This is a genomic window from Neisseria animaloris (assembly GCF_900637855.1).
In the GTDB taxonomy this organism is placed as follows: Bacteria; Pseudomonadota; Gammaproteobacteria; order Burkholderiales; family Neisseriaceae; genus Neisseria; species Neisseria animaloris.
In genome coordinates this window covers 1,390,039-1,415,679 of record NZ_LR134440.1, presented here as the reverse complement: position 1 = coordinate 1,415,679, position 25,641 = coordinate 1,390,039, and the positions used below count along the sequence as shown (strand labels likewise).

25 protein-coding genes are annotated in these 25,641 nt (G+C 50.7%); 13 read left to right on the top strand and 12 right to left on the bottom strand.

Going from position 1 to position 25,641, the window contains the following annotated elements:
* Positions 1-24 precede the first annotated feature (24 nt).
* From ftsW to ftsZ, 7 genes are all read left to right on the top strand, one after another.
* Positions 25-1,185: a putative lipid II flippase FtsW gene (gene ftsW, locus EL216_RS06520; protein ID WP_085390040.1), complete on the top strand. Its 1,161-nt coding sequence runs from the start codon at positions 25-27 to the stop codon at positions 1,183-1,185.
* A 3-nt stretch (positions 1,186-1,188) separates the two neighbouring features.
* Complete coding sequence (gene murG / locus EL216_RS06515) at positions 1,189-2,256, top strand: undecaprenyldiphospho-muramoylpentapeptide beta-N-acetylglucosaminyltransferase (protein WP_085390041.1); 1,068 nt, start codon at positions 1,189-1,191, stop codon at positions 2,254-2,256.
* A gap of 191 nt (positions 2,257-2,447) precedes the next feature.
* Positions 2,448-3,845, top strand: a complete 1,398-nt coding sequence (gene murC, locus EL216_RS06510; protein WP_085390042.1) for a UDP-N-acetylmuramate--L-alanine ligase — start codon at positions 2,448-2,450, stop codon at positions 3,843-3,845.
* Positions 3,846-3,908: 63 nt separating this feature from the next.
* On the top strand, positions 3,909-4,820 hold the full coding sequence (locus EL216_RS06505) for a D-alanine--D-alanine ligase (protein WP_085390043.1): 912 nt from the start codon (positions 3,909-3,911) through the stop codon (positions 4,818-4,820).
* Entirely contained in the window at positions 4,810-5,574 is a 765-nt protein-coding gene (locus tag EL216_RS06500) for a cell division protein FtsQ/DivIB (protein ID WP_085390044.1), read from the top strand. The genes EL216_RS06505 and EL216_RS06500 overlap by 11 nt, the downstream gene beginning before the upstream one ends.
* A 21-nt stretch (positions 5,575-5,595) precedes the next feature.
* The gene (ftsA, locus tag EL216_RS06495; RefSeq protein WP_085390045.1) at positions 5,596-6,831 is read left to right on the top strand and encodes a cell division protein FtsA; all 1,236 of its coding nucleotides are present in this window, start codon (positions 5,596-5,598) and stop codon (positions 6,829-6,831) included.
* A 127-nt stretch (positions 6,832-6,958) separates the two neighbouring features.
* Positions 6,959-8,131 (top strand): cell division protein FtsZ, encoded by a 1,173-nt coding sequence (ftsZ, locus tag EL216_RS06490; protein WP_085390046.1) that lies wholly within the window; start codon positions 6,959-6,961, stop codon positions 8,129-8,131.
* A gap of 96 nt (positions 8,132-8,227) precedes the next feature.
* Here the strand turns inward: ftsZ and EL216_RS06485 are convergent, their stop codons facing one another.
* A complete protein-coding gene (locus EL216_RS06485; RefSeq protein WP_085390047.1) occupies positions 8,228-8,911 on the bottom strand; it encodes a 2,3-diphosphoglycerate-dependent phosphoglycerate mutase in 684 nt (227 codons plus the stop codon).
* A 389-nt stretch (positions 8,912-9,300) separates the two neighbouring features.
* Between EL216_RS06485 and metE the strand changes: the two genes are divergently transcribed.
* Complete coding sequence (gene metE, locus EL216_RS06480; RefSeq protein ID WP_085390048.1) at positions 9,301-11,577, top strand: 5-methyltetrahydropteroyltriglutamate--homocysteine S-methyltransferase; 2,277 nt, start codon at positions 9,301-9,303, stop codon at positions 11,575-11,577.
* Positions 11,578-11,926: 349 nt separating this feature from the next.
* Here the strand turns inward: metE and EL216_RS06475 are convergent, their stop codons facing one another.
* From EL216_RS06475 to EL216_RS06440, 8 genes are all read right to left on the bottom strand, one after another.
* Complete coding sequence (locus tag EL216_RS06475) at positions 11,927-13,270, bottom strand: sodium-dependent transporter (RefSeq protein ID WP_085390049.1); 1,344 nt, start codon at positions 13,268-13,270, stop codon at positions 11,927-11,929.
* Positions 13,271-13,448: 178 nt separating this feature from the next.
* The gene (locus EL216_RS06470; RefSeq protein ID WP_085390050.1) at positions 13,449-13,877 is read right to left on the bottom strand and encodes a hypothetical protein; all 429 of its coding nucleotides are present in this window, start codon (positions 13,875-13,877) and stop codon (positions 13,449-13,451) included.
* A 181-nt stretch (positions 13,878-14,058) separates the two neighbouring features.
* The gene (gene phoR / locus EL216_RS06465; protein WP_085390051.1) at positions 14,059-15,390 is read right to left on the bottom strand and encodes a phosphate regulon sensor histidine kinase PhoR; all 1,332 of its coding nucleotides are present in this window, start codon (positions 15,388-15,390) and stop codon (positions 14,059-14,061) included.
* A 2-nt stretch (positions 15,391-15,392) separates the two neighbouring features.
* Positions 15,393-16,094: a phosphate regulon transcriptional regulator PhoB gene (gene phoB, locus EL216_RS06460; protein WP_331852346.1), complete on the bottom strand. Its 702-nt coding sequence runs from the start codon at positions 16,092-16,094 to the stop codon at positions 15,393-15,395.
* Positions 16,095-16,244: 150 nt separating this feature from the next.
* Positions 16,245-17,369: a glutamate 5-kinase gene (gene proB, locus EL216_RS06455; RefSeq protein ID WP_085390052.1), complete on the bottom strand. Its 1,125-nt coding sequence runs from the start codon at positions 17,367-17,369 to the stop codon at positions 16,245-16,247.
* 24 nt (positions 17,370-17,393) lie between these two features.
* Positions 17,394-17,693 (bottom strand): DUF2818 family protein, encoded by a 300-nt coding sequence (locus EL216_RS06450; protein ID WP_085390053.1) that lies wholly within the window; start codon positions 17,691-17,693, stop codon positions 17,394-17,396.
* A gap of 75 nt (positions 17,694-17,768) precedes the next feature.
* Positions 17,769-18,752: a TerC family protein gene (locus EL216_RS06445; protein WP_085390054.1), complete on the bottom strand. Its 984-nt coding sequence runs from the start codon at positions 18,750-18,752 to the stop codon at positions 17,769-17,771.
* A gap of 124 nt (positions 18,753-18,876) precedes the next feature.
* Positions 18,877-19,323 carry a CopD family copper resistance protein gene (locus EL216_RS06440; RefSeq protein ID WP_085390055.1) on the bottom strand — a complete coding sequence of 149 codons (447 nt, stop codon included), beginning with the start codon at positions 19,321-19,323 and terminating at the stop codon, positions 18,877-18,879.
* A 125-nt stretch (positions 19,324-19,448) separates the two neighbouring features.
* On the opposite strand from EL216_RS06440, the gene EL216_RS06435 reads away from it, so the two are divergent.
* Positions 19,449-19,652 carry a glycine zipper 2TM domain-containing protein gene (locus tag EL216_RS06435; protein WP_085390056.1) on the top strand — a complete coding sequence of 68 codons (204 nt, stop codon included), beginning with the start codon at positions 19,449-19,451 and terminating at the stop codon, positions 19,650-19,652.
* Positions 19,653-19,720: 68 nt separating this feature from the next.
* On the opposite strand, the gene waaA is transcribed toward EL216_RS06435, so the two are convergent.
* Positions 19,721-20,977: a lipid IV(A) 3-deoxy-D-manno-octulosonic acid transferase gene (gene waaA, locus EL216_RS06430; protein WP_085390057.1), complete on the bottom strand. Its 1,257-nt coding sequence runs from the start codon at positions 20,975-20,977 to the stop codon at positions 19,721-19,723.
* 150 nt (positions 20,978-21,127) lie between these two features.
* Positions 21,128-21,673 carry a gamma carbonic anhydrase family protein gene (locus EL216_RS06425; RefSeq protein ID WP_085390058.1) on the bottom strand — a complete coding sequence of 182 codons (546 nt, stop codon included), beginning with the start codon at positions 21,671-21,673 and terminating at the stop codon, positions 21,128-21,130.
* A gap of 133 nt (positions 21,674-21,806) precedes the next feature.
* On the opposite strand from EL216_RS06425, the gene EL216_RS06420 reads away from it, so the two are divergent.
* The 4 genes from EL216_RS06420 (at position 21,807) to pyrH (ending at position 24,981) form a co-directional block, all read left to right on the top strand.
* A complete protein-coding gene (locus tag EL216_RS06420; RefSeq protein WP_085390059.1) occupies positions 21,807-22,016 on the top strand; it encodes a hypothetical protein in 210 nt (69 codons plus the stop codon).
* A 251-nt stretch (positions 22,017-22,267) separates the two neighbouring features.
* A complete protein-coding gene (gene rpsB / locus EL216_RS06415) occupies positions 22,268-22,993 on the top strand; it encodes a 30S ribosomal protein S2 (RefSeq protein WP_085390060.1) in 726 nt (241 codons plus the stop codon).
* 139 nt (positions 22,994-23,132) lie between these two features.
* Positions 23,133-23,987 carry a translation elongation factor Ts gene (tsf, locus tag EL216_RS06410; RefSeq protein ID WP_085390061.1) on the top strand — a complete coding sequence of 285 codons (855 nt, stop codon included), beginning with the start codon at positions 23,133-23,135 and terminating at the stop codon, positions 23,985-23,987.
* A gap of 274 nt (positions 23,988-24,261) precedes the next feature.
* Complete coding sequence (gene pyrH / locus EL216_RS06405; RefSeq protein WP_085390062.1) at positions 24,262-24,981, top strand: UMP kinase; 720 nt, start codon at positions 24,262-24,264, stop codon at positions 24,979-24,981.
* Positions 24,982-25,273: 292 nt separating this feature from the next.
* On the opposite strand, the gene EL216_RS06400 is transcribed toward pyrH, so the two are convergent.
* Entirely contained in the window at positions 25,274-25,555 is a 282-nt protein-coding gene (locus EL216_RS06400) for a hypothetical protein (RefSeq protein WP_126300847.1), read from the bottom strand.
* Positions 25,556-25,641: the final 86 nt, after the last annotated feature.

The window sequence follows — 25,641 nt, the reverse complement described above, 5'->3', positions numbered from 1 at the left end:
AGAAATATATCCAAAACCAGAAATATGATTACCGAATCCAAAATTCTCGACCGTAAAATCTTACGCAACGGCCATAAAATCGACCAGTCCCTGTTATGGATGGTGGTGTTGATGGCGGCATTCAGCCTGATGATGATTTACTCGGCATCAATTGCCTATGCCGCACACGACGGAGGCGATAAATGGTTTTACTTCAACCGCCAAGCCATGTTTTTAAGTGCGGGGGCGTTATTCGGTTTGATCGCCGCCAAAATTCCGATGGTCAGATGGAAAAAGATGACACCGCTGGTATTGTCGGTCAGTCTGATTTTATTGGTGGCCGTGTTGGTGGTGGGGCGCGAGATTAACGGTGCGAAACGCTGGATTCATCTGGGACCGGTCAACTTGCAGCCCACCGAAATTTTTAAAATGGCGGTGATTCTGTATCTGTCGAGCTTCTTTACCCGCCGTGCCGAAATCCTCAAGCAGTTTAAAAAGGTCGGCTTCTCGGCCGTACCGGTCGGCATCGGTTTGGGTTTGATTATGTTGGAGCCGGACTTCGGTTCGTTTGTGGTGGTTACTGCCGTAGCGATGGGGCTGCTGTTTCTGGCCGGTCTGCCGTGGCGTTGGTTCATGATGATGGTCGGTATCGGCTTGGCGAGTATGATAGGGCTGATTGCCGTTGCCCCGTACCGTATGGCGCGGGTGGCGGCGTTCCTGAATCCGTGGGAAGACCCGCTCGGCAAGGGTTACCAGCTTACCCATTCGCTGATGGCGATTGCCCGCGGCGAGTGGTTCGGCGTGGGTTTGGGTGCGAGTTTGGAAAAACGCTTCTACCTGCCCGAAGCGCATACCGACTTTATTTTGGCGGTTATCGGCGAAGAATTCGGCTTTGTCGGCATTTTCGTGCTGATTCTCTGTTATGCATGGCTGGTGTGGCGTGCGTTTTCCATCGGTAAGCAGGCGCGCGATCTGGAATTGTATTTCGGGGCGTATGTGTCGAAAGGTATCGGTATCTGGCTGGGTATTCAAAGTTTTTTCAATATCGGTGTGAATATCGGTTTGCTGCCGACCAAAGGTTTGACGCTGCCGCTGATGTCTTACGGCGGCTCGGCAGTGATTATTATGCTGGTGTGCATGGCTTTATTATTGAGGATAGATTATGAAAACCGCTTAAAACTGCGCGGTTATAAAGTAGAAGGATAAAAAATGGCAAGAAAAACATTCATGCTGATGGCGGGGGGCACGGGAGGCCACATTTTTCCGGCATTGGCAGTAGCCGAATCATTACGGGAGTACGGACATCGTGTGATTTGGCTGGGCAGTGAAGATTCGATGGAAACGCGCATTGTGCCGCAGCATAATATTCCGATGGAAACATTGGCGATTAAAGGAGTACGTGGTAACGGTTGGAAACGTAAGCTGATGTTGCCGTTCACTTTGTTCAAAACCATACAGGATGCGTTGCAAATCATCAGAAAACACCACGTGGATTGCGTTGTCGGTTTCGGCGGTTTCGTTACTTTTCCGGGCGGCGTGGCGGCGAAGCTGGCCGGTATTCCGATTGTGATTCACGAACAAAATGCCGTAGCAGGGCTGGCAAACAAGCAGCTTTCCCGCTGGGCGCGCCGTGTGCTGTATGCTTTCCCCAAAGCATTTGATAATCCCGACGGTTTGGTCGGCAATCCGGTGCGGGCCGATATTGCCGCTTTGCCCGAACCTGCCGAGCGTTTTGCCGGTCGCGAAGGCCGTCTGAAAATATTGGTAATGGGCGGCAGTTTGGGTGCCGACGTGCTGAATCGAGTCGTCCCGCAGGCATTGGCATTGCTGCTGGAAAGCGAACGCCCGCAAATCTACCATCAGGCGGGGCGCAATAAATTGGGTACATTACAGGCCGATTACGACATTTTGGGTGTGGAGGCCGAGTGCGTGGAGTTTATCGACGATATGGTATCTGCCTACCGCGATGCCGATTTGGTGATTTGCCGTGCCGGTGCGCTGACGATTGCGGAGTTGACTGCAGCCGGAGTCGGTGCCTTCTTGGTGCCTTATCCGCATGCGGTAGACGACCACCAAACCGCCAATGCCCGTTTTATGGTGAAGGCCGATGCAGGTTTGCTGCTGCCCCAATCACAACTGACTGCCGAGAAACTGTCTGAAGTGTTATGGGCATTGAACCGCGAGCGCTGTTTGGAGTGGGCGAAAAACGCCCGCACGCTTGCTATGCCGTATAGTGCGGATGATGTGGCGGTAACGGCGATTGCCACCACCATGTAAGGTTTTAAGACGGCCTGTTTCGAACCCGAGGCCGTCTTAATAAAGAGAGCTTCATGCCTTTCAGACGGCTTCGTTCAATGTTAAACGCCCTTTACATTAAAATCATGGCGTATATCGCTTCAGGCCTTTAAAATAATGGCTTTTCAGGCTCCGAGAAGGCCGTCTGAAACGGAGCTTCGGGATAATTCCAAATGATGAAAAACAGAGTTAACAACATTCATTTTGTGGGCATCGGCGGTGCAGGTATGAGCGGGATTGCCGAGGTCTTGCACAATCTGGGTTTTAAAGTATCCGGTTCCGATCAGACCCAAAGCGCAGTAACGCAGCATTTGAGCAGCTTGGGCGTTCAAGTTTATCCCGGCCATACCGCCGAACATGTGGCCGATGCCGATGTGGTGGTTACGTCTACCGCCGTGAAATCCGACAACCCCGAAGTGGTTGCCGCACAAGAGCGCAAGATTCCCGTGATTCCCCGCGCCCTGATGTTGGCGGAGCTGATGCGCTTCCGCGACGGTATTGCCATTGCCGGCACGCACGGTAAAACCACTACCACCAGCCTTACCGCTTCCGTGCTGGCAGCAGCAGGTATGGATCCGACTTTCGTTATCGGCGGCAAACTGACTGCCGCCGGCACCAACGCACGGTTGGGGCGCGGCGAATACCTTGTTGCCGAGGCCGACGAATCCGACGCTTCGTTCCTGCATTTAACGCCCGTGATGTCGGTGGTTACCAATATCGACACCGACCATATGGATACTTACGACCACAGCGTCGAGAAGCTGTATCAGGCGTTTGTTACCTTTATCCACCGCATGCCTTTCTACGGCAAGGCGTTTTTGTGTATCGACAGCGAGCACGTCCGCGCCATCATTCCGCGTATCAGCAAACCTTTCGCTACTTACGGGTTGGATGAATCTGCCGATATTTATGCCACCGATGTGTGTACGGAAGGCACGCAGATGCGTTTTACCGTGCATGTGAAGCAAGACGACATCAAGCCGTTCGAAGTGGTGTTGAACATGCCGGGCCGCCACAATGTGCTGAACGCGCTTGCCGCCATCGGGGTGGCATTGGAAGTCGGCGCGTCGGTCGAGGCCATACAGAAAGGTTTGTTGGGCTTTGAAGGCGTAGGCCGCCGTTTCCAAAAATATGGTGAAATTGCGTTGCCGAACGGGGGAGAAGCCACATTAATCGACGATTACGGCCACCATCCGGTAGAAATGGCCGCTACGTTGGCCGCCGCACGCGGGGCTTATCCGAACAACCGTTTGGTGTTGGCATTCCAACCGCACCGCTATACCCGTACCCGCGATTTGTTTGAAGATTTCGTGGGCGTGCTGAATACCGTCGATACTTTGGTATTGACCGAAGTATATGCGGCCGGCGAAGACCCGATTATAGCCGCCGACAGCCGCGCATTGGCACGTGCCGTACGGGTGTTGGGCAAGCTCGAGCCGATTTACTGCGAAGATGTCAACGCCTTGCCGGAAACACTGCTGAATGTGTTGAAAGACGGCGACGTATTACTGACTATGGGCGCAGGCAGCATCAACAAGACCCCGCAGGCGCTGGCGGGTAAGAATATTTGAAACAAATATAAAAACAGGCTGTCTGAAAACCAACAGGCCGTCTGAATAAGAAAGAAGCAAACCATGAAAAAATTTGGCAAAGTTGCCGTATTGATGGGCGGGTTTTCAAGCGAACGCGAAGTATCGCTCGACAGCGGAGCCGCCATTGTTGCTGCGCTGAAAAGCAAAGGCATAGATGCCCATGCGTTCGACCCGAAAGCAACCCCACTGCACGAATTAAAAACACAAGGTTTTCAGACGGCCTTCAATATCCTGCACGGCACTTTTGGCGAAGATGGTACCGTGCAGGGTGCACTGGAATTATTGGGCATTCCCTATACCGGCAGCGGTGTGATGGCTTCGGCGGTCGGTATGGACAAATACCGCTGCAAACTGATTTGGCAGGCCGTCGGCTTGCCGGTGCCCGAATTTGCCATATTGCATGAAAACACTGATTTTGAAGCCGTCGAGCGGCAACTCGGTTTGCCCATGTTTGTGAAACCTGCCGCAGAAGGCAGCAGCGTAGGAGTGGTTAAAGTCAAAGAATCAGGCCGTCTGAAAGATGTTTACCAAGAATTGAAGAACTTTCACGGCGAGATCATTGCCGAACGCTTTATCGGCGGTGGCGAATATTCCTGTCCGGTGATTAACGGCCAAGGCTATCCCAGCATCCGTATTATTCCCGCTACCGAGTTTTACGATTACGAAGCAAAATACAACCGCGACGATACCGTGTACCAATGCCCGTCCGATTTAAGCGAAGAAGACGAGAAACTGATGCGCTCGCTGGCGGCCCGCGGAGCGGCAGCGGTAGGTGCCGAAGGCGTATCGCGGGTGGATTTCCTGAAAGATACCGACGGCAAACTGTATTTGCTTGAAATCAATACCTTGCCCGGTATGACCGGCCATAGCTTGGTGCCTAAGTCTGCCGCCCAAACCGGCTTGAGCTTCGCCGATTTATGTGTTGAAATTCTGAAAACTGCTCATGTGGGATAATGCCGGCGCCTTGCGGCGCATTACCCGTTGGTTGATGCTTCTGGTAGTGCTGATACTACTGGGAGCTTTTAGCGTTTGGGTTTACAATTCACCTTATTTTCCGGTAAAGCAAGTTAAAATCGAAGGTGATGTGAAGCGTACCGGCAATAAGCAACTGCAAACCGTTGCTCAAAAATACATACGTGGCAATATTTTAAAAGCCGATTTGAACGGGGCGCAAAAAGCATTCGAACAACTGCCGTGGGTAGCCAAAGTATCAGTGCGCCGCCGTCTGCCGGATACGGTGGAAATCGATTTGGTCGAACGCATACCGGTTGCCCGTTGGAAAGAGTCGGGATTGGTCGACAGCAACGGCAACTTGTTTAAAGCCGCTACCGATGAACCATTCCCGTTGTTTGACGGGCAACCGGGAGCAGCAAAAGTTATGGTAAGGCATTATAATGAATTCAACGGTATACTTAAACCGTTGGGGTTGGAAATTGCCAAGCTCGAATATACACCGCGTTCCGCGTGGTCGGTAGAATTGAACAACGGCATTTCCGTACGTTTGGGGCGGGAACACGAAACCAAACGCTTGCAACGGTTTGCCGAAATCTGGCCGGATATTTTGCGCTCGCAGCAAAGCAACCTGATGTATGTGGATATGCGCTACAAAGACGGTTTTGCTGTGCGTTACCGTAAACAGCAGGAAGAAATAGACGGGTCTTCTGAAAGCAATGCTTCAGAGACAGAGGAAGTACAGAATCAACAGTAAAACAGAAATGAATGGGACATCATGGTAAAAGGCAAATACATCAGTGCTTTGGATATCGGCACATCTAAAGTAATCGCATTAATCGGCGAGATACAGGAAGATAACGAAATCCATATCATCGGCTTGGGCCAAGCTCCATCGCGCGGGTTGAAAGCCGGTATGGTTACCAACATCGATGCAACCGCCCAAGCCATTAAACAGGCAATGAATGAAGCCGAGCTGATGGCTGATTGCAAAGTAGACAGCGTTACCACCGGCATTGCCGGCAACCATATCCGCAGCCTGAATTCCCAAGGGGTAGTCAAAATTAAAGACGGTGAAGTTACCCAAGCCGACATTGACCGGGCCATTGAAACCGCCAAGGCCGTAAATATTCCGCCCGATCACAACATTCTGCATACTGTGGTTCAAGAATATATTATCGACAACCAACCTGGCGTGAAAGAACCCATCGGCATGAGCGGCGTTCGTTTGGATACCCGGGTGCACATTATCACCGGTGCCATTACCGCCCTGCAAAACATCCAAAAATGCGTTAACCGCTGCGGTCTTCACATGGATCAAATCATGTTGCAGCCTTTGGCAAGCGGGCAGGCCGTCTTAACCGAAGACGAAAAAGATTTGGGTGTGTGTGTAATCGATATCGGTGGCGGCACTACCGATATTGCCGTTTATACCAATGGTGCTATCCGCCATACCGCGGTGATTCCGGTTGCCGGCGATTTGATTACCAAAGATTTGGCACAAGCCCTGCGCACCCCGCACAACGCTGCCGAATACATCAAAATCCATCACGGCGTAGCTATTGCTACCATGGACGGCTTGGATGAAATGATTGAAGTACCCAGCGTGGGCGACCGCCAGCCCCGTCAGATTTCACGCCGTGTTTTGGCCAGCGTTATCGGCCCGCGTGTGGAAGAAATTTTAGAATTAACCTTAAACGAATTACGCCGTTCGGGTTTTCCCGAAGAAGTACTGACTTCAGGCATCGTTTTGACCGGCGGTGCATCGCTGCTTACCGGTATTGTTGATTTGGCCGAAGACGTGTTCAACCTGCCTGCGCGTATCGGTGTTCCGCACGAAATGGGCGGTGTTTCCGAACGCATCCGCAATCCCCGTTATGCCACGGCCATCGGCCTGCTTCAGGCCGCACGGGGCGAAGTTTACGGTGCACCTGTTACCGGTGCGGTTGCCATTAGGGAGCCTAAAGAAAGCCTTTGGATTAGGATCAGGGATTGGCTGAAAAATAATTTTTAAAATGAACGTAAAAATATAATAAAAATATAAGAAGCCTTTTGCCAGCCACATCATGCTTCTTATATAATATTAACTATCGACATCGTTTTTATTCGTCCTGACGCAGGGCGCAAAGGAGCATATATATATGGAATTGGTTTACGACGTAGTAGAATCCGCCGCAAGCCCTGCGGTCATCAAAGTAATCGGTATTGGCGGCGGCGGTTGCAATGCTATCAATAATATGATTTTAAACACCGTTCAAGGTGTGGAATTTATCAGTGCCAATACTGATGCACAATCTTTAGGCAAAAATAATGCAGCCAAACGCATTCAATTAGGTACCAACCTTACCCGCGGCTTGGGTGCAGGTGCCAATCCTGAAATCGGCCGAGCTGCCGCACAAGAAGACCGTGAAGCTATTGCTGATGCTATCCGCGGTGCAAATATGTTATTCATTACTACCGGTATGGGTGGCGGTACCGGTACCGGTGCTGCTCCTGTTGTAGCGGAAGTGGCCAAAGAGCTTGGTATTTTAACCGTAGCAGTAGTTACCCGTCCTTTTGGTCATGAAGGCAAGCGGGTTCATATTGCCCAAGACGGCTTAGATCATCTGAAGAGCCAAGTCGATTCTTTGATTGTGATTCCTAACGACAAACTGATGACCGCTTTAGGTGAAGACGTAACCGTGCGTGAAGCGTTCCGCGCCGCCGATAACGTCTTGCGTGATGCCGTAGCCGGCATCTCTGAAGTGGTTACCCGACCCGGCTTCATCAACTTGGATTTTGCCGACGTTAAAAACGTGATGAGCATCATGGGTATGGCGATGATGGGTTCCGGTTTCGCGCAAGGCATCGACCGTGCCCGTTTGGCTACCGAACAAGCCATTTCCAGTCCGCTTTTGGATGACGTAACTTTAGATGGTGCTCGCGGCGTATTGGTAAATATTACTACTGCTCCCGGTTGCCTGAAAATGTCCGAATACCGCGAAATTATGAAAGTGGTTGACGAATATGCACATCCGGATGCCGAACGCAAATACGGTACTGCCGAAGATGAAAATATGGAAGAAGACGCTATCCGCGTTACCATTATCGCCACCGGCTTGAAAGAGAATAACGGAGTTTCCTCCGGTAGCAATTTACGTATGGTAAAAACCCAGCAGGCTACCGGTACCGATGACGGATTTTCGAATATTGACGGTTTGATCCGCTCAGGCCGCAGTACGCGCAGCATGAATTTAACTGCTTCAGATTTCTCAAACCAATCTGTTTTGGATGATTTTGAGATTCCTGCAATCCTGCGTCGCCAAGCAGACTAAGTAAGTCTTTTAAAACGGTTTAGGCCGTCTGAAAAAAACCTGCAAAATTGCAGGTTTTTTTCAGACGGCCTTTTGATAGATCAGGCCGGCCGGGAATTATAAATAGAACTTTTCAACCACTTTCAAATGCTCGTCTAATTTGTATACCAGCGGCTGGCCGGTTGGAATTTCCACGCCCATAATATCTTCATCGGAAATACCTTCGATATGTTTTACCAATGCACGCAGGCTATTGCCGTGGGCAGCTATCAATACACGTTTACCACTCAAAATGGCGGGAGCGATTTGATCTTCCCAGAAAGGCAATACGCGTTCAAGGGTTACTTTCAGGTTTTCACCATCCGGTACAACATCATCCGGCAAGTTGGCATAGCGGCGATCGTTGCGGGCGGAAAATTCGTCGTTCGGATCAAGAAGAGGAGGCAGGGTATCGTAACTGCGTCGCCAGATATGTACTTGTTCATCACCGTATTTTTCAGCAGTTTGTTTTTTATCCAAACCTTGGAGTTGGCCGTAATGGCGCTCGTTCAAACGCCAAGTTTTGATCTGCGGCACCCATAACTGATCAGATTCTTCCAGCACGATATTGCAGGTTTTGATGGCACGGGTTAAAACCGAAGTAAATGCAATGTCAAACTGATAGCCTTTTTCTTTCAGTTTTTTGCCCGCAGCAGCTGCTTCGGCCAAACCTTGCTCGCTCAGTTTAACGTCCCGCCAACCGGTAAAGAGATTTTTGGCATTCCATTCGCTTTGCCCGTGGCGGATAAATACTAATTCCATCGTGTCTCTCCAAAATAAAGGTTTTGAAAACCGTCTTTATAACATATTTCATGTGCACCGTTGTATGTTGCAAAGATAGACTTGAGCCATATTAAGTTTCTAAGGCCATCTGATTTTTAACAATTGGGAGTTCTTGGTAAAATTAAAGCCACTACTTAAAAATAGCACAAATAGAAAAGGAGAAAACGATATAGCCATATAACAAAAAAGTTGTTATTACGTTTAGTGGCCTTGATTTATCATTCGTAATGGCAGGGTGTCTGAAAATATATTTATTAAAATTATTCATACAAACCGTTCAAATTTATCGTTTGCGTCATGCAATAAAAGCATTCAAGATGTAACCATCCAATTAATATCTGATTGATATCCGTTAAACAGGAGAAGTTATGAACACATTTCATCTATCCGGCTACCCGCGCATCGGTGCGAAGCGCGAGCTGAAATTTGCCGTAGAAGCCTTTTGGAAAGGTGCGAAAAGCGAAGCCGAGCTGCAAGAAATTGCCGCCGAAATCCGCCGTCTGAACTGGGCCACCCAAAAAGCCGCCGGCGCCGATTTGCTGCCCGTGGGCGATTTTTCTTTTTACGACCACGTTTTAGACTTGCTCTGCACTTTGGGCGCAATCCCCAAACGTTTCGGTTTCGACGCGGCCAATCTGAGCCTGCCCGAATACTTCCAACTGGCGCGCGGTAACGCCACCCAGTTTGCGATGGAAATGACCAAGTGGTTCGACACCAACTACCACTACATCGTACCCGAATGGCACGCCGACACCGAATTTAAAGTCAACGCCAAAAACCTGATTGCCCAAATCAAAGAAGCCAAAGCACAAGGCCACGACATCAAGCCCACGCTGGTCGGCCCCGTTACCCTGCTGTGGTTGGGCAAAGCCAAAGACGACAACTTCAAACGCATCAGCCTGCTGCCCAAGCTGCTGCCCGCTTACGCACAACTGCTGCGCGAACTGGCCGCCGAAGGCGTAGATTGGATTCAGATCGACGAGCCGATTCTCTCTGCCGACGCCGATGCCAACTGGATCAAAGCCGTTGAAACCGCTTACAAAGAATTTGCCAACACCGGCGTGCGCATCATCATCGGCACCTACTTTGCCTCTGCCGCCGAACACCTCAACCTGCTCAAAGCCCTGCCTGTTCACGGCGTACACATCGACTGCGTGCGCGCACCCGAACAGCTCTCCGTGTTTGTCGACGCATGGCCGGAAAACAAAGTATTGTCGGTCGGCCTGATTGACGGCCGCAACGTATGGCGCGCCAACTTGAGCAAAGTGATCGACACCCTGAAACCGGTTCAAGAAAAACTGGGCAACAACCTGTGGATCGCACCGAGCTGCTCGCTGCTGCACAGCCCGCAAGACTTGGCCGTAGAAGAAAAACTCGATGCCGAAATCAAAAACTGGATGGCTTTCGCCGCCCAAAAACTGGTTGAACTGGGCGTAGTGAAACAAGCATTGGCACACGGCAAAGACAGCGTAAAAGAAGCCATTGCCGCTTCCGATGCCGCCGCAGCCGACCGCGCCACCAACAAAAAAATCCACAACGATGCCGTTAAAGCCCGCGTGGCCAACCTGCCCGAAGGTGCCGACCAACGCAAATCACCGTTTGCCGAGCGCATCAAAGCGCAACAAGCTTGGATGAACCTGCCCGTATTGCCCACCACCACCATCGGCTCGTTCCCGCAAACCACTGAAATCCGCCAAGCGCGAGCCGCCTTCAAAAAAGGCGAACTCTCCGCTGCCGATTACGATGCCGCGATGAAAAAAGAAATCGCCTACTGCGTGGAAGTGCAGGAAAAACTGGAACTCGACGTACCCGTACACGGCGAAGCCGAGCGTAACGACATGGTGGAATACTTCGGCGAACAACTGGCCGGCTACTGCTTCACCCAATTCGGCTGGGTGCAGAGCTACGGCTCGCGCTGCGTAAAACCGCCCATCATCTTCGGCGACGTATCGCGCCCCGAACCGATGACCGTTTACTGGTCTGCCTACGCGCAAACCCTGACCAAACGCCCGATGAAAGGCATGCTCACCGGCCCCGTAACCATGTACAAATGGTCGTTCGTGCGCGACGACATTCCGTTGAGCGAAGTGGCCAAACAAATCGCCTTGGCCTTGAACGACGAAGTGTTGGACTTGGAAAAAGCCGGCATCAAAGTGATTCAGATCGACGAACCGGCCATCCGCGAAGCCATGCCGCTGAAAAAAGCCCAATGGGACGAATTTTTGGCTTGGGCGTGCGAAGCCTTCCGTTTGAGCAGCACCGGCGCGGAAGACAGCACCCAAATCCATACCCACATGTGCTATTCCGAGTTTAACGACATCCTGCCAGCCATCGCCTCTATGGATGCCGACGTAATTACCATCGAAACATCACGTTCCGACATGGAATTGCTCACCGCGTTCGGCGACTTCAAATACCCGAACGACATCGGCCCCGGCGTGTACGACATCCACAGCCCGCGCGTGCCGACTGCCGCCGAAGTGGAAAAACTGCTGCGCAAAGCCATGGAAGTGGTGCCGGTCGAGCGCTTGTGGGTTAACCCCGACTGCGGCCTGAAAACCCGCGGCTGGAAAGAAACCATCGAGCAGCTTGAAGTGATGATGGAAGTAACTAAAAAACTGCGTGGCGAGTTAGCCGCAAAATAAAGCCGAGTCTGTGAAATAGAGAAGTGAGGCCGTCTGAAAAAGTTTTCAGACGGCCTTTTTTAATGGATTGAATGTTTGAAAATAATGTGCTTTTGATGGCAGCATTTACTTTAACTGAAAGCTTCACAAGATAGATTGTAGGTGAAATAGTTTTAGGAAATGCTTGATTAAACAGGGTTTCTCGTGCAAAGATAAGACGAACGTACCAGAAACAGATATGGGTTAAAACAGGAAAGTTATTTAGGTCGGAGGGTATTTGGATGGAACGGAGGCCGTCTGAAAACCATTTTCAGACGGCCTCGTTATCATGATTCGGGAACGAAACCGGCTTGAACCCCGCAGTTTCCCGTCAAACCGTTATCCAACCCAAGGTATTGGCAAATACCAGCAAAATCGCTATCGGCGCGAGATAGCGCAACGCAAAATACCATGCGGCAGTCAGTTTTTGCGGTACGGAGGTTCCCTGCCGCATGTGTGCCAAAACGTTTTCCCGTTTTTGCATCCAGCCGGCAAATATTGCGATGAATAGAGCACCTACCGGCATAATCCACGAGGTAATCAGATAATCCCACAAGTCGAAAACGGTTTTACCGAAGATTTTGGTTTCCGCCATAATGCCGAACGACAGGGCGGAAGGAATGCCTACCACCAAAATGGCCGCCCCTAAAGGCCAAGCGGCTTTGCGGCGTCGACTTTCATGGTTGTGTATAGTGGCGGCCAGCACGGTTTCAAGCATGGCGAATGCCGAAGTAAGGGTGGCAAATGAAACCAGCAGCATAAATACGGCGAACAATACGTTTCCGAACGGAATATTTTGAAATACGGCAGGCAGCACGATAAAAATCAGCCCCGGCCCCGCGCCCGGTTTGAAACCGAATGCGAATACGGCAGGGAAAATCACCAAACCTGCCAGCAGCGATACCAACATATTGAGCCACATCACGCTGTTGGCAGAGCGGAACAGATCCTGCTCTTTTTCTAAATAAGCAGCGTAGGTAATCATGGCAGACACTCCCAAACTGAGTGCGAAAAAAGCTTGACCCAAAGCAGTCAACACCGAAGAAGTGGTAACGGCACTAAAATCGGGTTGCAGGAGGAAGGCCACACCTTCCATAGCACCGGGCAGGGTAAGTGAACGGACGGCCAACAGCAGGAACATCACAAACAAAGCCGGCATCAGCCAGCGGCTGGCTTTTTCAATCCCTTGTGCAATCCCGCCTTGCACCACGGCTACGGTAAGCAGCATAAACAAAGCTTGATAGCCGATAGCGGAGGCGGGGCTGCTGATGGTTTGGTTGAACAATGCTTCAAAATCGGTTTGCGCCGATACGGCCCCTTGAAAAGCATGCACCACATAGGCCAGCACCCAGCCGCCGACAACACTGTAAAACGACAGCAATATAAAACAAGCCAGCACGCCCATACGCCCCACCCAATGCCACGGAGTACCCGGAGCAAGTGTTTTAAACGCATCGATGGCATTTTTGCCTGATTTTCGTCCAATATAAAATTCGGCCAGTAAAATCGGCAGGCCGATTAATATTGTAAACAGAAGAAATAGCAGGAAAAATACCGCACCGCCGTTGGTTCCCGCCGTATAGGGGAATTTCCAGATGGCACCGAGTCCGATGGCTGAACCGGCAGCCGACAGAATGAAGCCGATTTTAGACGACCAATGTGTTGATTTAGACATATTTTTTCGATTAATTTAGAAAGCCCGCAAGTGGTGTCGAATATGGGCCAAAGTTGCAAATTGTAGCATTTTCAGTGCCGGCGTGCTTATTTAAAACGGTGAATTTGTTGCAAAAAACAGAGAGCGGGAAGAGGCCGTCTGAAAGGTATTTTCAGACGGCCTCTTCTTACGGCTGCGTTCAATTAACTTTAAACGGCAGGAACGATAAATCCATCACATAGGCTTTGGGGTTGGACCAATCTACCGTTACCTTGATGCTGTCGCCCAGATAAGGTTGGGGGTTCTGGCTCATCGGCGGGCTGACGAACTGTTGGATTTTGCCGTTTTCGGGGTTGGGGGCGACGGCGATGATTTCATACTGGTCGATGTAGTTGCCGTCACCGGTTTTACGGCTCCACGAGCGCACTTCCTGCACTGCAGCCTGAATTTTCACCCCCTGCCGCACCGCTTGTTGTTCACCTTGGTATTTGGGCAGCAGAATGAAGAAAAATACTGCACCGAACGCCAAAGTCATGATCCAAGTAATCGGATTGGGAGCGAAAATGCTGACCAGAAACAGAGCCAGTACGAAGATGCCGGCAATGACCAATGTAGTGAGCGAAATCATGAAAAGTCCTCGGTAAATCAAATAAATCAGGGATGGTGCGGTTGTTGTGAGGCCGTCTGAAAAGATATTGCGGCTGACGTTCAGACGGCCTCGCCGCCAAGTATATCGGTTTGGCAAACGGCAGGCCGTTCATTGGTTATGACCGATTCGGACGACTGCCTGTTCATGCTGTCGGGGAAATTTATGCGGCTTCCGGTGGGGCGGTTTGTCTGAACTCGGCGGAAAACTCGCTGCCTTTACCCACTTCGCTCCAAATCTGTAAAACACTGCCGTGGGCGGCGAGAACGTGTTTCGCAATCGATAATCCCAGCCCTGTTCCTCCGTTACGGCGGGAGCGGCCTTTGTCCACCCGATAAAAACGTTCGGTCAGATGGGGCAGGTGTTCGGCGGCGATGCCTGGGCCGTTGTCGTGTACGGCAAAACGGATTCTCGGTTTAATCAGCGGATTGCCGGACGGCACGAGATGCAGGCGTATGGTAATGGTACCGCCTTCCGGTGTGTAGCGTACGGCATTGAACACCAGATTGCTTAAAGCAGTATATAAATCGTTCGGTGCGCCTTTTATCCACAAACCGGCTTCTATTTCGGTATGAATGGAGTGTTTGCCTGCCGACAGATTATCCGCATCGTCGGTTAAGGAAGCCGCCAATGCAGACAGGTTTACCGGAGAAACTTCTGCTTTTACGCCTGATTCCAAACGGGACAATGTCAGTAGGTCTGTGAGCAGTATTTGCATGCGGCGACCTTCTTTCTGCATTAAGCCGATAAATTGCTGTGCCTGATCGCGCGGCAGGTCGGGCATATCTGCCATGGTTTCAAGAAAACCGTTAAGCACGGTTAGCGGGGTGCGCAGTTCGTGCGATACATTGGCTATAAATGTGGTGCGTGTGGCGTTGAGTTGCTCGGCCTCGCTGATGTCGCGGGTAATCAGCAGTTTTTCGTTTCCGTCGAATACCGCTTGCGCTACCAGTAGCGTGCGCGTACCTATACCGCCGCTTTTGGGCAGAGTGATTTTGATTTCGGGGGCGGTTGCGGGCGGGCTGTCGAGAAAATTCAGCAGGGCGGGAATGTGCACGCGGTTTTTTAACAGGCTGTTCCAGTCGGAATGGGGACTGAGGTTGAGGTGTTGTACCGCCAGCGGGTTCATCCAACTGATGCGCCCTTGGTTGTCGAGTATCAGCACGCCGTTGGGCATGGCTTCGACGGCGCGGTTGAAGCGTTGCAGGGAAGAATTCAGTTTTTGTTCGCGGTCGTTACGGTTTTGGGCTTGCCGCCCGAGAGTGTTGAAAACATGCCGCCACATGCCGTATGTTTGAGGGGAGGCATTAGGTTTTGCAGCAGATAGCCAGTGCACCAACTTGAAAATATAGTAAAACTGATAAACCAACCACCCTCCCAGCCAGCAGCATGAAGCCAGTAGCAAGCCGTTGGTTTCGTTCGCAGCATAGCCGATAAGTGCCACTGCGGTCAGCCCGAATAGTGCACCGGCGATATGGTGCCATACAAACCCCATGTTCAGACGGCCTCCGGTTGGTTTGAAAAGCGGTATCCGCTGCCGCGCACGGTTTGGATGAAACAGTCAAAACCTGTCGGTTCTAAAGCGCGGCGCAAACGGCGGATATGTACGTCTACCGTGCGCTCTTCAACAAATACGTGGTCGCCCCACACTAAATCCAACAGTTGTCGGCGGCTGTATACACGTTCGGGATGGGTCATGAAGAAGTGCAGCAGTTTGAATTCTGCAGGGCCGAAATTGACGGATTGCCCATCGGCATATACACGCCGTTCGGCAGGGTCGAGTGACAATCCTTCTATTGAAATGGGGTTGCTGGTTTTTTGTGGGGCACATCGGCGCAGTAAAGCATTGATGCGGGCAATCAGCTCGCGTGGGGAAAAAGGTTTGGTGAGGTAGTCGTCGGCTCCCAGGTTAAGCCCCCGTTCTTTATCGGCATCTTCACAACGGGCGGTGAGCAGGATAATCGGCAGATCTTTACTGCGCGGGTCTTGGCGAAGCTGCTTGGTGAATTGTACGCCGGAAATACCGGGCAGCATCCAATCCAATAAAACCATATCGGGTAAGGTTTCGGTCAACATCGGCATAGCTTCTTCTGCACTGGCTGCCAACCATACGTCAAATCCGGCCTGTTCGAGCGTGAAGCGGATCAGCATCTGGATGGATTCTTCATCCTCTATTACCAGCACGTTGGCTTTCACCATGTTTGTTTCTCCTTTGGTGATATTATGTTGTTTTGGTGCGGGGATTAAGGGTTGTCTGGTTAAAAGTAATGATTATGGCGGCCTTGTCGGTATGAGGCCGTCTTAAAAATATTTCTTCAGACGGCCCCATCAAGATTATCTACAATACCACTACCAGTGTAGTGCCATATTGTCGCGGTGAATTAATTCATCTTCTGCCGCGTAACCGAGCCTGTTTGCAATTTGGTCGGACGGTTCGCCCAGAATCTTGGCCGTATCGCCGCTGCCGTAATTTACCAAGCCGCGGGCGATTTCTTTGCCTTCAGTGTTGAGTACGGCCACCAGTTCGCCGCGGTAAAAGTGGCCCTCTACCCGCACACAACCTACTGGCAGCAGGCTGGCGTGTTTTTCGGCAACGGCGCGTTCGGCACCTTTGTCGACAATCAGCCTGCCGCTCAATTGCACGTGGCCGAGCAGCCATTGCTTGCGGGCACTGATGCGGCTGTGTTCGCTGGTAAACAGCGTGCCGATGCTCTCACCCTGTTTCAAACGCACCAGTACGTCGGGTTCGCGCCCACTGGCCACTACCGTAGCCGCACCGCTCAAGGCCGCGCGTTTGGCCGCCAGCACTTTGGTGTACATGCCGCCGGTGCCGACGCTGCTTCCTGCACCGCCGGCCATGTTTTCCAGCTCGGGATGCTCGGCGGCAATGGTGGAAATCAATTCGGCTTGCGGGTTTTTACGCGGGTCGCTGTCGTACAGCCCTTTTTGGTCGGTCAGGATTACCAATGCGTCGGCTTCGACCAGATTGGTAACGAGTGCGCCGAGCGTGTCGTTGTCGCCCAGTTTGATTTCGTCGGTGGTTACGGTGTCATTTTCGTTGATGATGGGCACGATGCCTTTGTCCAGCAGGGTTCTCAGCGTGCTGCGGGCGTTGAGGTAGCGGGTGCGGTTGCTTAAATCTTCATGGGTGAGCAGGATTTGGGCGGTGTGGATATGGTGCGGTGCGAACGCGTTTTCATACGCTTGCGCGATGCCCATCTGCCCGACTGCGGCAGCAGCCTGCAGTTCGTTGAGAGCGGTCGGGCGTTTCGGCCAGCCGAGCCGTTTGATGCCTTCGGCAATCGCACCGCTGGATACGAAAATAATCTGTGTGCCGTCGGCCTTGAGTTTGGCAATTTGCGCCGCCCAGTTGTCAAGGGCGGCTTGGTCAATGCCTTTTCCCTCGGCGGTAACGAGACTGGAACCGACTTTAACCACCAATAAATGGGCTTGGGATAGATTTTCAATGTGCATGATGGTGTTCCGTTTCAGGCAGCCTCACTGCTGATGTTTGCCGTGCCAGAAATAACGCCAGACAAAGGCGGGGAAAGCGAAGATCAGATACAGGCAGGCAACGGTTGCGTAAAATTCCCAATCCTGAGGGTGTATGCTGCCTGCACGGGATTCAAGCAGGCGGGCAAGTGCGGCGATGATGCCGAAACCGGTGAACAGTTCGAGCAAATGATGGCCGAAATGTTTGCTGCGCAATTGGAATACGCCGAGCAGACGCGGGGTAAGAAACGGGGCATTGGCAAAAATAAGTGCCAACAGCAATAAGACATACATGGATGCAGTCATGGAGAGATACCTTCTTTTTCAGACGGCCTGCCGTATCGGGAGGGTGATGCCCGCACCCGACAGGCCGTCTGAAGATTAATTTCCGTTTGCCTTGCGGCGGTTATACATCAGCGAAATCAGAATCGACACACCCAGCGCGCCGAACACCACCGCCAGCGATGCTCCGACGGGAATGTGTACCCAGTGCATAATCAGCATTTTGATACCGATGAAACTCAGCACAAATGCCAAGCCGAATTTCAGGAATACGAAGCGGTCGGCAATATCGGCCAGCAGGAAATACATGGCACGCAAGCCGAGGATGGCGAAGATGTTGGAAGTCAGTACGATAAACGGGTCGGTAGTTACCGCGAAAATGGCCGGAATGCTGTCCACCGCAAAAATCACATCGCTCATCTCAATCATAATCAGCACCAGCAGCATGGGTGTGGCGATGCGGCGGCCGTTTTCGACGGTAAAGAAATTTTCGCCGTGAAAATCTTTGCTTACCGGAATATGGCCTTTCACCCAGTTGAGCAGTTTGTTTTGCGATAAATCTTTATGTTCGTCTTCGCCGCCCGATTTAATCATCTTGATACCGGTGTAGAGCAAGAATGCGCCGAACACATAAAGCACCGCCTCAAACTTGCTGACCAATACCGCGCCGATGAAAATCATGATTATCCGCAATACAATCGCGCCGAACACCCCGTAGAGCAACACGCGGTGCTGGTATTGCGGCTGCACTTTGAAATAAGAAAAAATCATTAAAAACACGAAGATGTTATCGACAGCCAATGATTTTTCCAGCACATAGCCGGTAAAGAATTCCATTACTTTTTCTTTCGCAACCATGTGCCCGTAGAGCGGATTGCCTGCTAGCTCGAAATACAGCCATCCTGCAAAAATGCACGATACGGCCACCCAAACACATGACCATGCCAACGCTTCTTTTACGCTGACTTTATGTGCGCCGGTTTTTTTCAGCGACAACATATCGATAGCAATCATGATCAATATCGCAATAAAAAAGACCGCATAAAATAACGGCGATCCGACGGAAGGGTGTTGCTCTACCATAGTGTGTGTTTCCTCAGCAGAAATTCCAGAGAGTAAATATTAAAACGTATATTTTAGCATATCCCGCTGAAAGGCCGTCTGAAACAGCGTATTATGTTTCAGACGGCCTTTGCGGTAAGCATGCCTACCAGCTTACATAAAACATCGTTTTTGCCAGCAGCACAATCAATATCATGTGCATCAGCACTGCCGTATGGATGTATTTCGACCAAGCCACCGTGAGCGTGCCGCGCCGCATTTTGGTCACGGCAATCACAAAATGCACCAGCACGCCGAAAGCCAGCAGCACTTTCAAACATAACTGAAGGTTGAAAGAAGAGGTGAACGGTCGGGCAAAAGCGGCGGCATATCGGTGCGACATTGCGAATCCGGAAAGAAAAAGCGCGAAGACCACCCACGGCATCACTTTTACCGCACGGCGGGAAATGGCTTTTTCCGTTTCCCGTCGCGCCTCGCGCGACACCTGTTTGGTGTGCAGCACGGACAGTATCAGCGTTTCAAAGAATACACCCCCGACAAAAGCGATGGCACAGAACAAGTGTATGATGTGGGCAACAGCGTAAACGGACATATTTTATGCTTTCACAATCTTTTCGCAGTTTTAACAGGATTTACGTCAGGTAATATACCATTATCTGCCGTCTATGCCATACTGTTTACGGATTTTACCCAACTACTCTATCCGGAGGATATTTTATGAAATCAGTAGTAGTTAAAATAGTTGCTTTGATGGCTATTGCCGCTTCCCTTACCGCTTGCGAAAGCCTGAACCGTACTCAGCGCAATACTGCTGCCGGTGCCGTTATCGGCGGGGTGGCCGGCAACCTGATTGGCGGCGATACAGGTTCCACTTTGGGTGGTGCGGCTTTGGGCGGTGTTATCGGCAGCCAAGTCCGCTAATTGTGGTAAGCAGTATACAGAAGGCTATCTGAAAACAATTTCAGACGGCCTTTTCTCATCAGCCGTTTTCAGACAGCTTCTGCCATAATCTCCGCCATTTTTTTGCTGGCACCGCGGTGCCGGCCCACAAACGCTTCGGCACGCCCCGCATATTGCGCCCGCTCTTCGGGGTGGGCCAGCCAATGCGTTACCGCATACAGCCATTCCTGCGCACTAAACACCTGTTTCGCTGCTCCCGCTTCCAATGCCCCTTTGCAGGCGGCAGCAAAATTATAAGTGGACGGGCCGAACAAAACCGGAACCGCACAGGCCACCGGTTCGATAATGTTCTGGCAACCCGTATCCACCAAACTGCCGCCCACAAACGCTACATCGGCCGCCAGATAATAACCGAACAGCTCGCCCATACTGTCGCCTATCCATACCTGCGTATCGGCGGCCACTTCGGTATTGTCGCTGCGTTTCTGGGTTTTAAAGCCCATGCCGGTAGCGGTGCCGAAGGCCGTCTGAAAACGCTCAGGGTGGCGGGGCACAATCACCAGCAAAGCATCGCCGTGATAACCCTGCCATGCTTTGAGCAGCAGTTCCGCTTCGTCAACGCCTTTATATTCGCGGGTGCTAGCGCACACCACCACAGGGCGGTTGCCGATTCGCCGGCGGAATGCCGCCGCACATTCGCGCATATCGGCGGTCGGAGAAATATCGTATTTGCTGTTGCCGCACACATGCACATTGGATGCGCCGATCAAATGCAAACGCTCGGCATCGGCGGCGGTCTGCGCATAACAGCCGCGCAAGGTCTGCATGGCAGGCTCGACCAGCGAACGTATTCTCAGATAGCCGTTTTGAGATTTTTCCGACAAACGCGCATTTGCCAGAAACAGCGGCACACCGGCTTCGGAGCATTCGTGCATCAGGTTTGGCCAGATTTCGGTTTCCATCAGCACACCGAAGTGCGGCCGGTGTTCGCTTAGAAATTGCCGTATGAATTCAGGTTTGTCGTAAGGCAGATAACGGCATTGCGCATCGGGGAACAGCTTTTCCGCAGCGGCTCGGCCGGTCGGTGTCATTTGCGTCAGCAATAAGGGCGTATCGGGAAAATGTTTCCGCAACTCCCGCACTAAAGGCTGGGCGGCACGGGTTTCACCCACCGATACGGCATGTATCCAGATGGGGTTTTGAACGGGATTGGGATAAGGTTCGCCGAAGCGTTCGCCCCAATGTTCCAAATAAGCCGAGGCTTTCTCTCCTCGCCGGCGCAGATAGCGGCGGATAAAATACGGTGCGGCTCGCCATAAGGCGGTATAAAACCAACGTACATTCATAAGGTTGTTCTTACCGAAACGGAATGGCGGTTATTGTATAGCAAATAAACCGAATCATTCCATAAAGTTCAGGATTTCACGTCTGACATCAAAAAAGGCCGTCTGAAAAGATTTTTTCAGACGGCCTGTTGATTGCAGATACGGCGATGGTTAGCCTGCTTGCTGCGCCGTTTTTTTGTAATTGGCCAACACCCGCATATAATGCGCGGCGGAATACAGCAGCGAGCTTTTTTCGGCTTCGGTGAGCGCACGCACTTTTTGAACTGGTGAGCCGACATATAGATAACCGCTTTCCAGACGTTTGCGCGGCGGTACCAAACTGCCCGCACCGATCATCACATCATCTTCGATAACCGCGTCGTCCAGAATAATCGTGCCCATGCCTACCAGCACACGGTTGCCGACGGTGCAGCCGTGCAGCATAACCTTGTGGCCGATGGTAACATCCTCACCGATAATCAAAGGTGAGCCGTCGGGTTTGGCATCGTTTTTATGCGAAACGTGCAGCATGCTCAAATCCTGCACATTGCTGCGGTTGCCGATGGAAATGCGGTTAACGTCGCCGCGGATAACAGCGAAAGGCCATACCGACACATGTTCGCCCAGCGAAACATCGCCGATAATGACTGCAGCCGGGTCGATCAGGCAGCTTTCATGAATTGCAGGGAAATGGTCGAGATAAGGGCGGATATTCATTTTTATGCTCCTTTGGGCGGCGGATTGTTTTCAGATGGCCTCACGCATTGTAAGCGGATTTCGCACCGGCGGAAAAGCCGGAACAGGCCGTCTGAAAAAACAGTTTTAAATTATTTATTAAGGAATGATTCGTATGTGGCACATCATCGCCATAGGTTATTTGTTTGTTACCGTTTTATTTGCCGCCGTACAACCGAGTATAGAGCGGGCGCTGATTTACTTGCTGTTTTGGTCTGTACTGCCGAGCCTGTTTACCTTCTGGGTGGTAAAAACACGGCGGCGTAACAAAATGATGAAACTCAGTGAAAAACAACAGGCTGAAAACAGGTTCAACCGACAGTAGCCATGCTTGGTTTTTCTGCCGCATTCTTCCGCGCAGTCAAAACCTGCGTGTGTAAGAATTTAATCGCAGCCATATGATACAAATACTTTTCAAACCGCTTCCTTATCCTATATAATTCCTCGGTTTCCGTTTTTGCGGAAGCATTTTTATTTTTACTCAAACGCCCGCACTTTGCGCGAAAGGGTGCTTACTGTATATAAGGTGAGTTCTATGCGACAAAGTGTATGCTTTAACCCTTTTAAGGAAATTTTATGTCTCAAATTACTATGCGCCAGATGCTGGAAGCAGGCGTTCACTTCGGCCACCAAACCCGTTACTGGAACCCGAAAATGGAGCAATACATTTTCGGCGCGCGCAACAAAATCCATATCGTAAACCTGGAAAAAACCCTGCCGCTGTTCCAAGAAGCGCAAGAAGCCGTACGCCGTCTGGTTGCAAACAAAGGTACCGTATTGTTTGTAGGTACCAAACGCCAAGCCCGCGAAATCATCCGCGAAGAAGCTACCCGTGCCGGTATGCCTTTCGTTGACCACCGCTGGTTGGGCGGCATGCTGACCAACTACAAAACCGTTAAACAATCTATCAAACGTTTGGAAGAAAAAGCTGCGGTTTTGGAAAATGCTGCCGAGAGCGGTTACAGCAAAAAAGAAATCTTGGAAATGCAACGCGAAGTTGAAAAACTGGAGCGTTCATTGGGTGGCATCAAAAACATGAAAGGCTTGCCCGACGCGATTTTCGTGATCGACACCGGCTACCAAAAAGGTACTTTGGTTGAAGCTGAAAAACTGGGCATTCCCGTGATTGCCGTAGTGGATACCAACAACAGCCCCGACGGCGTGAAATACGTTATCCCCGGCAACGACGACTCGGCAAAAGCCATCCGTCTGTACTGCCGCGGCATGGCCGATGCCGTATTGGAAGGCAAAAACCAAGCCATCCAAGAAACCGTAGCTGCTGCCCAAGCCGCTGCCGAATAAGGCTTTTCAAAAAGGGGGCTTCATGCCCCTTTTCTCGAAACAGGCCGTCTGAAAATATGTGAAATACCTTTTCAGACGGCCTCACCAAGATTCACAAGCACCACAAACCGTGCTTGCCCCAATTTCTAGGAGATTCAAAATGGCAGAAATTACTGCAAAAATGGTTGCCGATCTGCGTGCCGCTACCGGTCTGGGTATGATGGAGTGCAAAAAAGCACTGGTTGAAGCTGAAGGCAACATCGAAAAAGCCGAAGAAATCCTGCGCATCAAATCAGGTGCCAAGGCCGGTAAACTGGCCGGTCGTACCGCTGCCGAAGGCGTATTGGCTTACGCTATCGAAGGTAACGTAGGCGCTTTGGTTGAAGTAAACTGCGAAACCGACTTCGTAGCAAAAGATGCCGGCTTTGTAGAATTTGCCAACTTTGTTGCCAAAACCGCCGTTGCCAAAAAACCGGCTACTGTGGAAGAGTTGAGCGAGCTGGTTGAAGAAGAGCGCAAAGCCATCATCGCCAAACTGGGCGAAAACATGTCTGTACGCCGTTTCCAAGTGATCGAAACCGCCAACAGCCTGACTGCCTACATCCACGGTGCTTTGGCTACCGAAGGCGTATTGGTTGAATTCAAAGGTGCCGAAGATGTTGCCCGCAAAGTAGGTATGCACATCGTTGCCGCCAAACCCCAATGCGTGTCTGAGGCTGAAGTAGATGCGGAAACCGTTGAAAAAGAACGCCGCATTTACACCCAACAAGCCATCGAATCAGGCAAACCTGCCGAAATCGCCGAAAAAATGGTTGAAGGCCGCATCAAAAAATTCTTGGCTGAAGTTACCCTCAACGGCCAAGCATTCGTGATGAACCCTGACCAAACCGTAGCCCAATTCCTGAAAGAAAACGGCGCGGAAGTTATCAGCTTCGTACGTTACAAAGTAGGCGACGGTATCGAAAAAGCCGTTGTAGACTACGCTGCCGAAGTAGCTGCCGCTGCGAAAGTATAAAGCTTATGAAAAACAAAGCACTCAGATTCTTATCGAATCGGGGTGCTTTTTTTTGAGGGCATTTTTCAGACGGCCTGCCGTTTATAGCAAAAAAACCGCAGGCCGCAACGTTGGCAACGGGCGGAAAACAAACCGCCCGAGATTTGACCTAGCGCTTTGAAAAGCCCTGAAAAACGCACTACAATCAGTGCAGTATCCGTTCCCCGAAACATGATAGGCCGTCTGAAACGGTTTCAGACGGCCTCCCCGCAACCTGAAGAAAGCAAGGTATCCCATGACACAGCAAACCAAATACAAACGCGTTTTATTAAAACTTTCCGGAGAAGCCCTGATGGGTAAAGACGCTTTCGGTATCAACCGCGACACCATTATGCAGATTGTCGGGCAGGTAAAAGAAGTCGTGGACATGGGCGTGCAGGTGGCCGTGGTGATTGGCGGCGGCAATATCTTCCGCGGTGTTGCCACCCAAGCCCAAGGTATGGATCGTGCCACTGCAGACTATATGGGGATGATGGCAACCGTGATGAACGCATTGGCTTTGAAAGATGCTTTCGAATCATTAGGCCTCAAGGCGCGTGTGCAGTCTGCTTTGAGTATGCAGCAGATTGCTGAAACTTATGCCCGCCCGAAAGCCATCCAATATTTGGAAGAGGGGAAAGTTGTGATTTTTGCGGCAGGTACCGGCAACCCGTTCTTTACCACCGATACGGCCGCTTCGTTGCGCGGTGCGGAAATGAACTGCGACATCATGCTGAAGGCCACCAATGTAGACGGCGTGTATACTGCCGACCCTAAAAAAGATCCGTCGGCTACACGTTACCAAACCATCACTTTTGACGAGGCTATTAATAAAAACCTGCGCGTCATGGATGCCACTGCATTTGCCTTATGTCGCGAACAAAAACTGAATATTGTGGTGTTTGGTATCGCAAAAAACGGTGCATTAAAACGTGTAATTGCGGGGGAAGACGAAGGCACATTGGTGCATTGTTGATTTTCAAATCATTCGATTCAATCAAGAAGGCCGTCTGAAAATTTTCAGACGGCCTCTTTTGTATTATTTTGTATGAAGTAGATAAAAATTGAATTTTAATGATGAAACAGCCTATATACTGATGAGACTTGATATTTTAATTTGATGGTTGTTCATCGTGCCAATATGACGGGTAAGTCAAATAATTTTTATAGAAAAATATTGTGGAATAATTTGGTTTATCTACTATTAAGAAGTGAAAATATAGTTGCTGTGTAAAGAGCGTAATCAAATAAAGATTCAAAAGCGACCGTTAATCATCCGTAAAATCAGGAAACTCCGACAGCGGCGCAGTATCGAATATCTGGAAAACCGATATTTCCAATAGCGAATTTTTCGGAGAAGAATGCAGGATTTTTTCAAGTACCGGTGTTGCTCCTGCACGAAAAAAGGCACTGAAAATAAAGAATAAAAACATAGTTAATATGGTGCGGATGGTGTGTGAATTACTGTGAATGATTTTTCTTGCCAACCAATGTGCGCTGATTGCACACATGATGATTGCCGCAACATATATCAAAGCTAATGTAAACAAGTTTTCCCCTTAACAAAAAAATATACAAAACAAACAAAAGATTTCAGTTTATAACAAATATTTATGACGAATGCAAATCATATGAG

Excerpts from the sequence above, each read along its gene's own strand:
- ftsA (WP_085390045.1), top strand. The coding sequence starts at position 5,596 with ATGGTAAAAGGCAAATACATCAGTGCTTTGGATATCGGCACATCTAAA.
- waaA (WP_085390057.1), bottom strand. The coding sequence starts at position 20,977 with ATGAATGTACGTTGGTTTTATACCGCCTTATGGCGAGCCGCACCGTAT.
- EL216_RS06505 (WP_085390043.1), top strand. The coding sequence starts at position 3,909 with ATGAAAAAATTTGGCAAAGTTGCCGTATTGATGGGCGGGTTTTCAAGC.
- EL216_RS06450 (WP_085390053.1), bottom strand. The coding sequence starts at position 17,693 with ATGACTGCATCCATGTATGTCTTATTGCTGTTGGCACTTATTTTTGCC.
- EL216_RS06470 (WP_085390050.1), bottom strand. The coding sequence starts at position 13,877 with ATGATTTCGCTCACTACATTGGTCATTGCCGGCATCTTCGTACTGGCT.
- pyrH (WP_085390062.1), top strand. The coding sequence starts at position 24,262 with ATGACACAGCAAACCAAATACAAACGCGTTTTATTAAAACTTTCCGGA.
- murG (WP_085390041.1), top strand. The coding sequence starts at position 1,189 with ATGGCAAGAAAAACATTCATGCTGATGGCGGGGGGCACGGGAGGCCAC.
- EL216_RS06500 (WP_085390044.1), top strand. The coding sequence starts at position 4,810 with ATGTGGGATAATGCCGGCGCCTTGCGGCGCATTACCCGTTGGTTGATG.
- phoB (WP_331852346.1), bottom strand. The coding sequence starts at position 16,094 with ATGGTGAAAGCCAACGTGCTGGTAATAGAGGATGAAGAATCCATCCAG.
- ftsZ (WP_085390046.1), top strand. The coding sequence starts at position 6,959 with ATGGAATTGGTTTACGACGTAGTAGAATCCGCCGCAAGCCCTGCGGTC.
- EL216_RS06440 (WP_085390055.1), bottom strand. The coding sequence starts at position 19,323 with ATGTCCGTTTACGCTGTTGCCCACATCATACACTTGTTCTGTGCCATC.
- EL216_RS06435 (WP_085390056.1), top strand. The coding sequence starts at position 19,449 with ATGAAATCAGTAGTAGTTAAAATAGTTGCTTTGATGGCTATTGCCGCT.
- murC (WP_085390042.1), top strand. The coding sequence starts at position 2,448 with ATGATGAAAAACAGAGTTAACAACATTCATTTTGTGGGCATCGGCGGT.
- EL216_RS06475 (WP_085390049.1), bottom strand. The coding sequence starts at position 13,270 with ATGTCTAAATCAACACATTGGTCGTCTAAAATCGGCTTCATTCTGTCG.
- phoR (WP_085390051.1), bottom strand. The coding sequence starts at position 15,390 with ATGGGGTTTGTATGGCACCATATCGCCGGTGCACTATTCGGGCTGACC.
- rpsB (WP_085390060.1), top strand. The coding sequence starts at position 22,268 with ATGTCTCAAATTACTATGCGCCAGATGCTGGAAGCAGGCGTTCACTTC.
- EL216_RS06485 (WP_085390047.1), bottom strand. The coding sequence starts at position 8,911 with ATGGAATTAGTATTTATCCGCCACGGGCAAAGCGAATGGAATGCCAAA.
- tsf (WP_085390061.1), top strand. The coding sequence starts at position 23,133 with ATGGCAGAAATTACTGCAAAAATGGTTGCCGATCTGCGTGCCGCTACC.
- metE (WP_085390048.1), top strand. The coding sequence starts at position 9,301 with ATGAACACATTTCATCTATCCGGCTACCCGCGCATCGGTGCGAAGCGC.
- EL216_RS06420 (WP_085390059.1), top strand. The coding sequence starts at position 21,807 with ATGTGGCACATCATCGCCATAGGTTATTTGTTTGTTACCGTTTTATTT.
- EL216_RS06445 (WP_085390054.1), bottom strand. The coding sequence starts at position 18,752 with ATGGTAGAGCAACACCCTTCCGTCGGATCGCCGTTATTTTATGCGGTC.
- EL216_RS06425 (WP_085390058.1), bottom strand. The coding sequence starts at position 21,673 with ATGAATATCCGCCCTTATCTCGACCATTTCCCTGCAATTCATGAAAGC.
- proB (WP_085390052.1), bottom strand. The coding sequence starts at position 17,369 with ATGCACATTGAAAATCTATCCCAAGCCCATTTATTGGTGGTTAAAGTC.
- ftsW (WP_085390040.1), top strand. The coding sequence starts at position 25 with ATGATTACCGAATCCAAAATTCTCGACCGTAAAATCTTACGCAACGGC.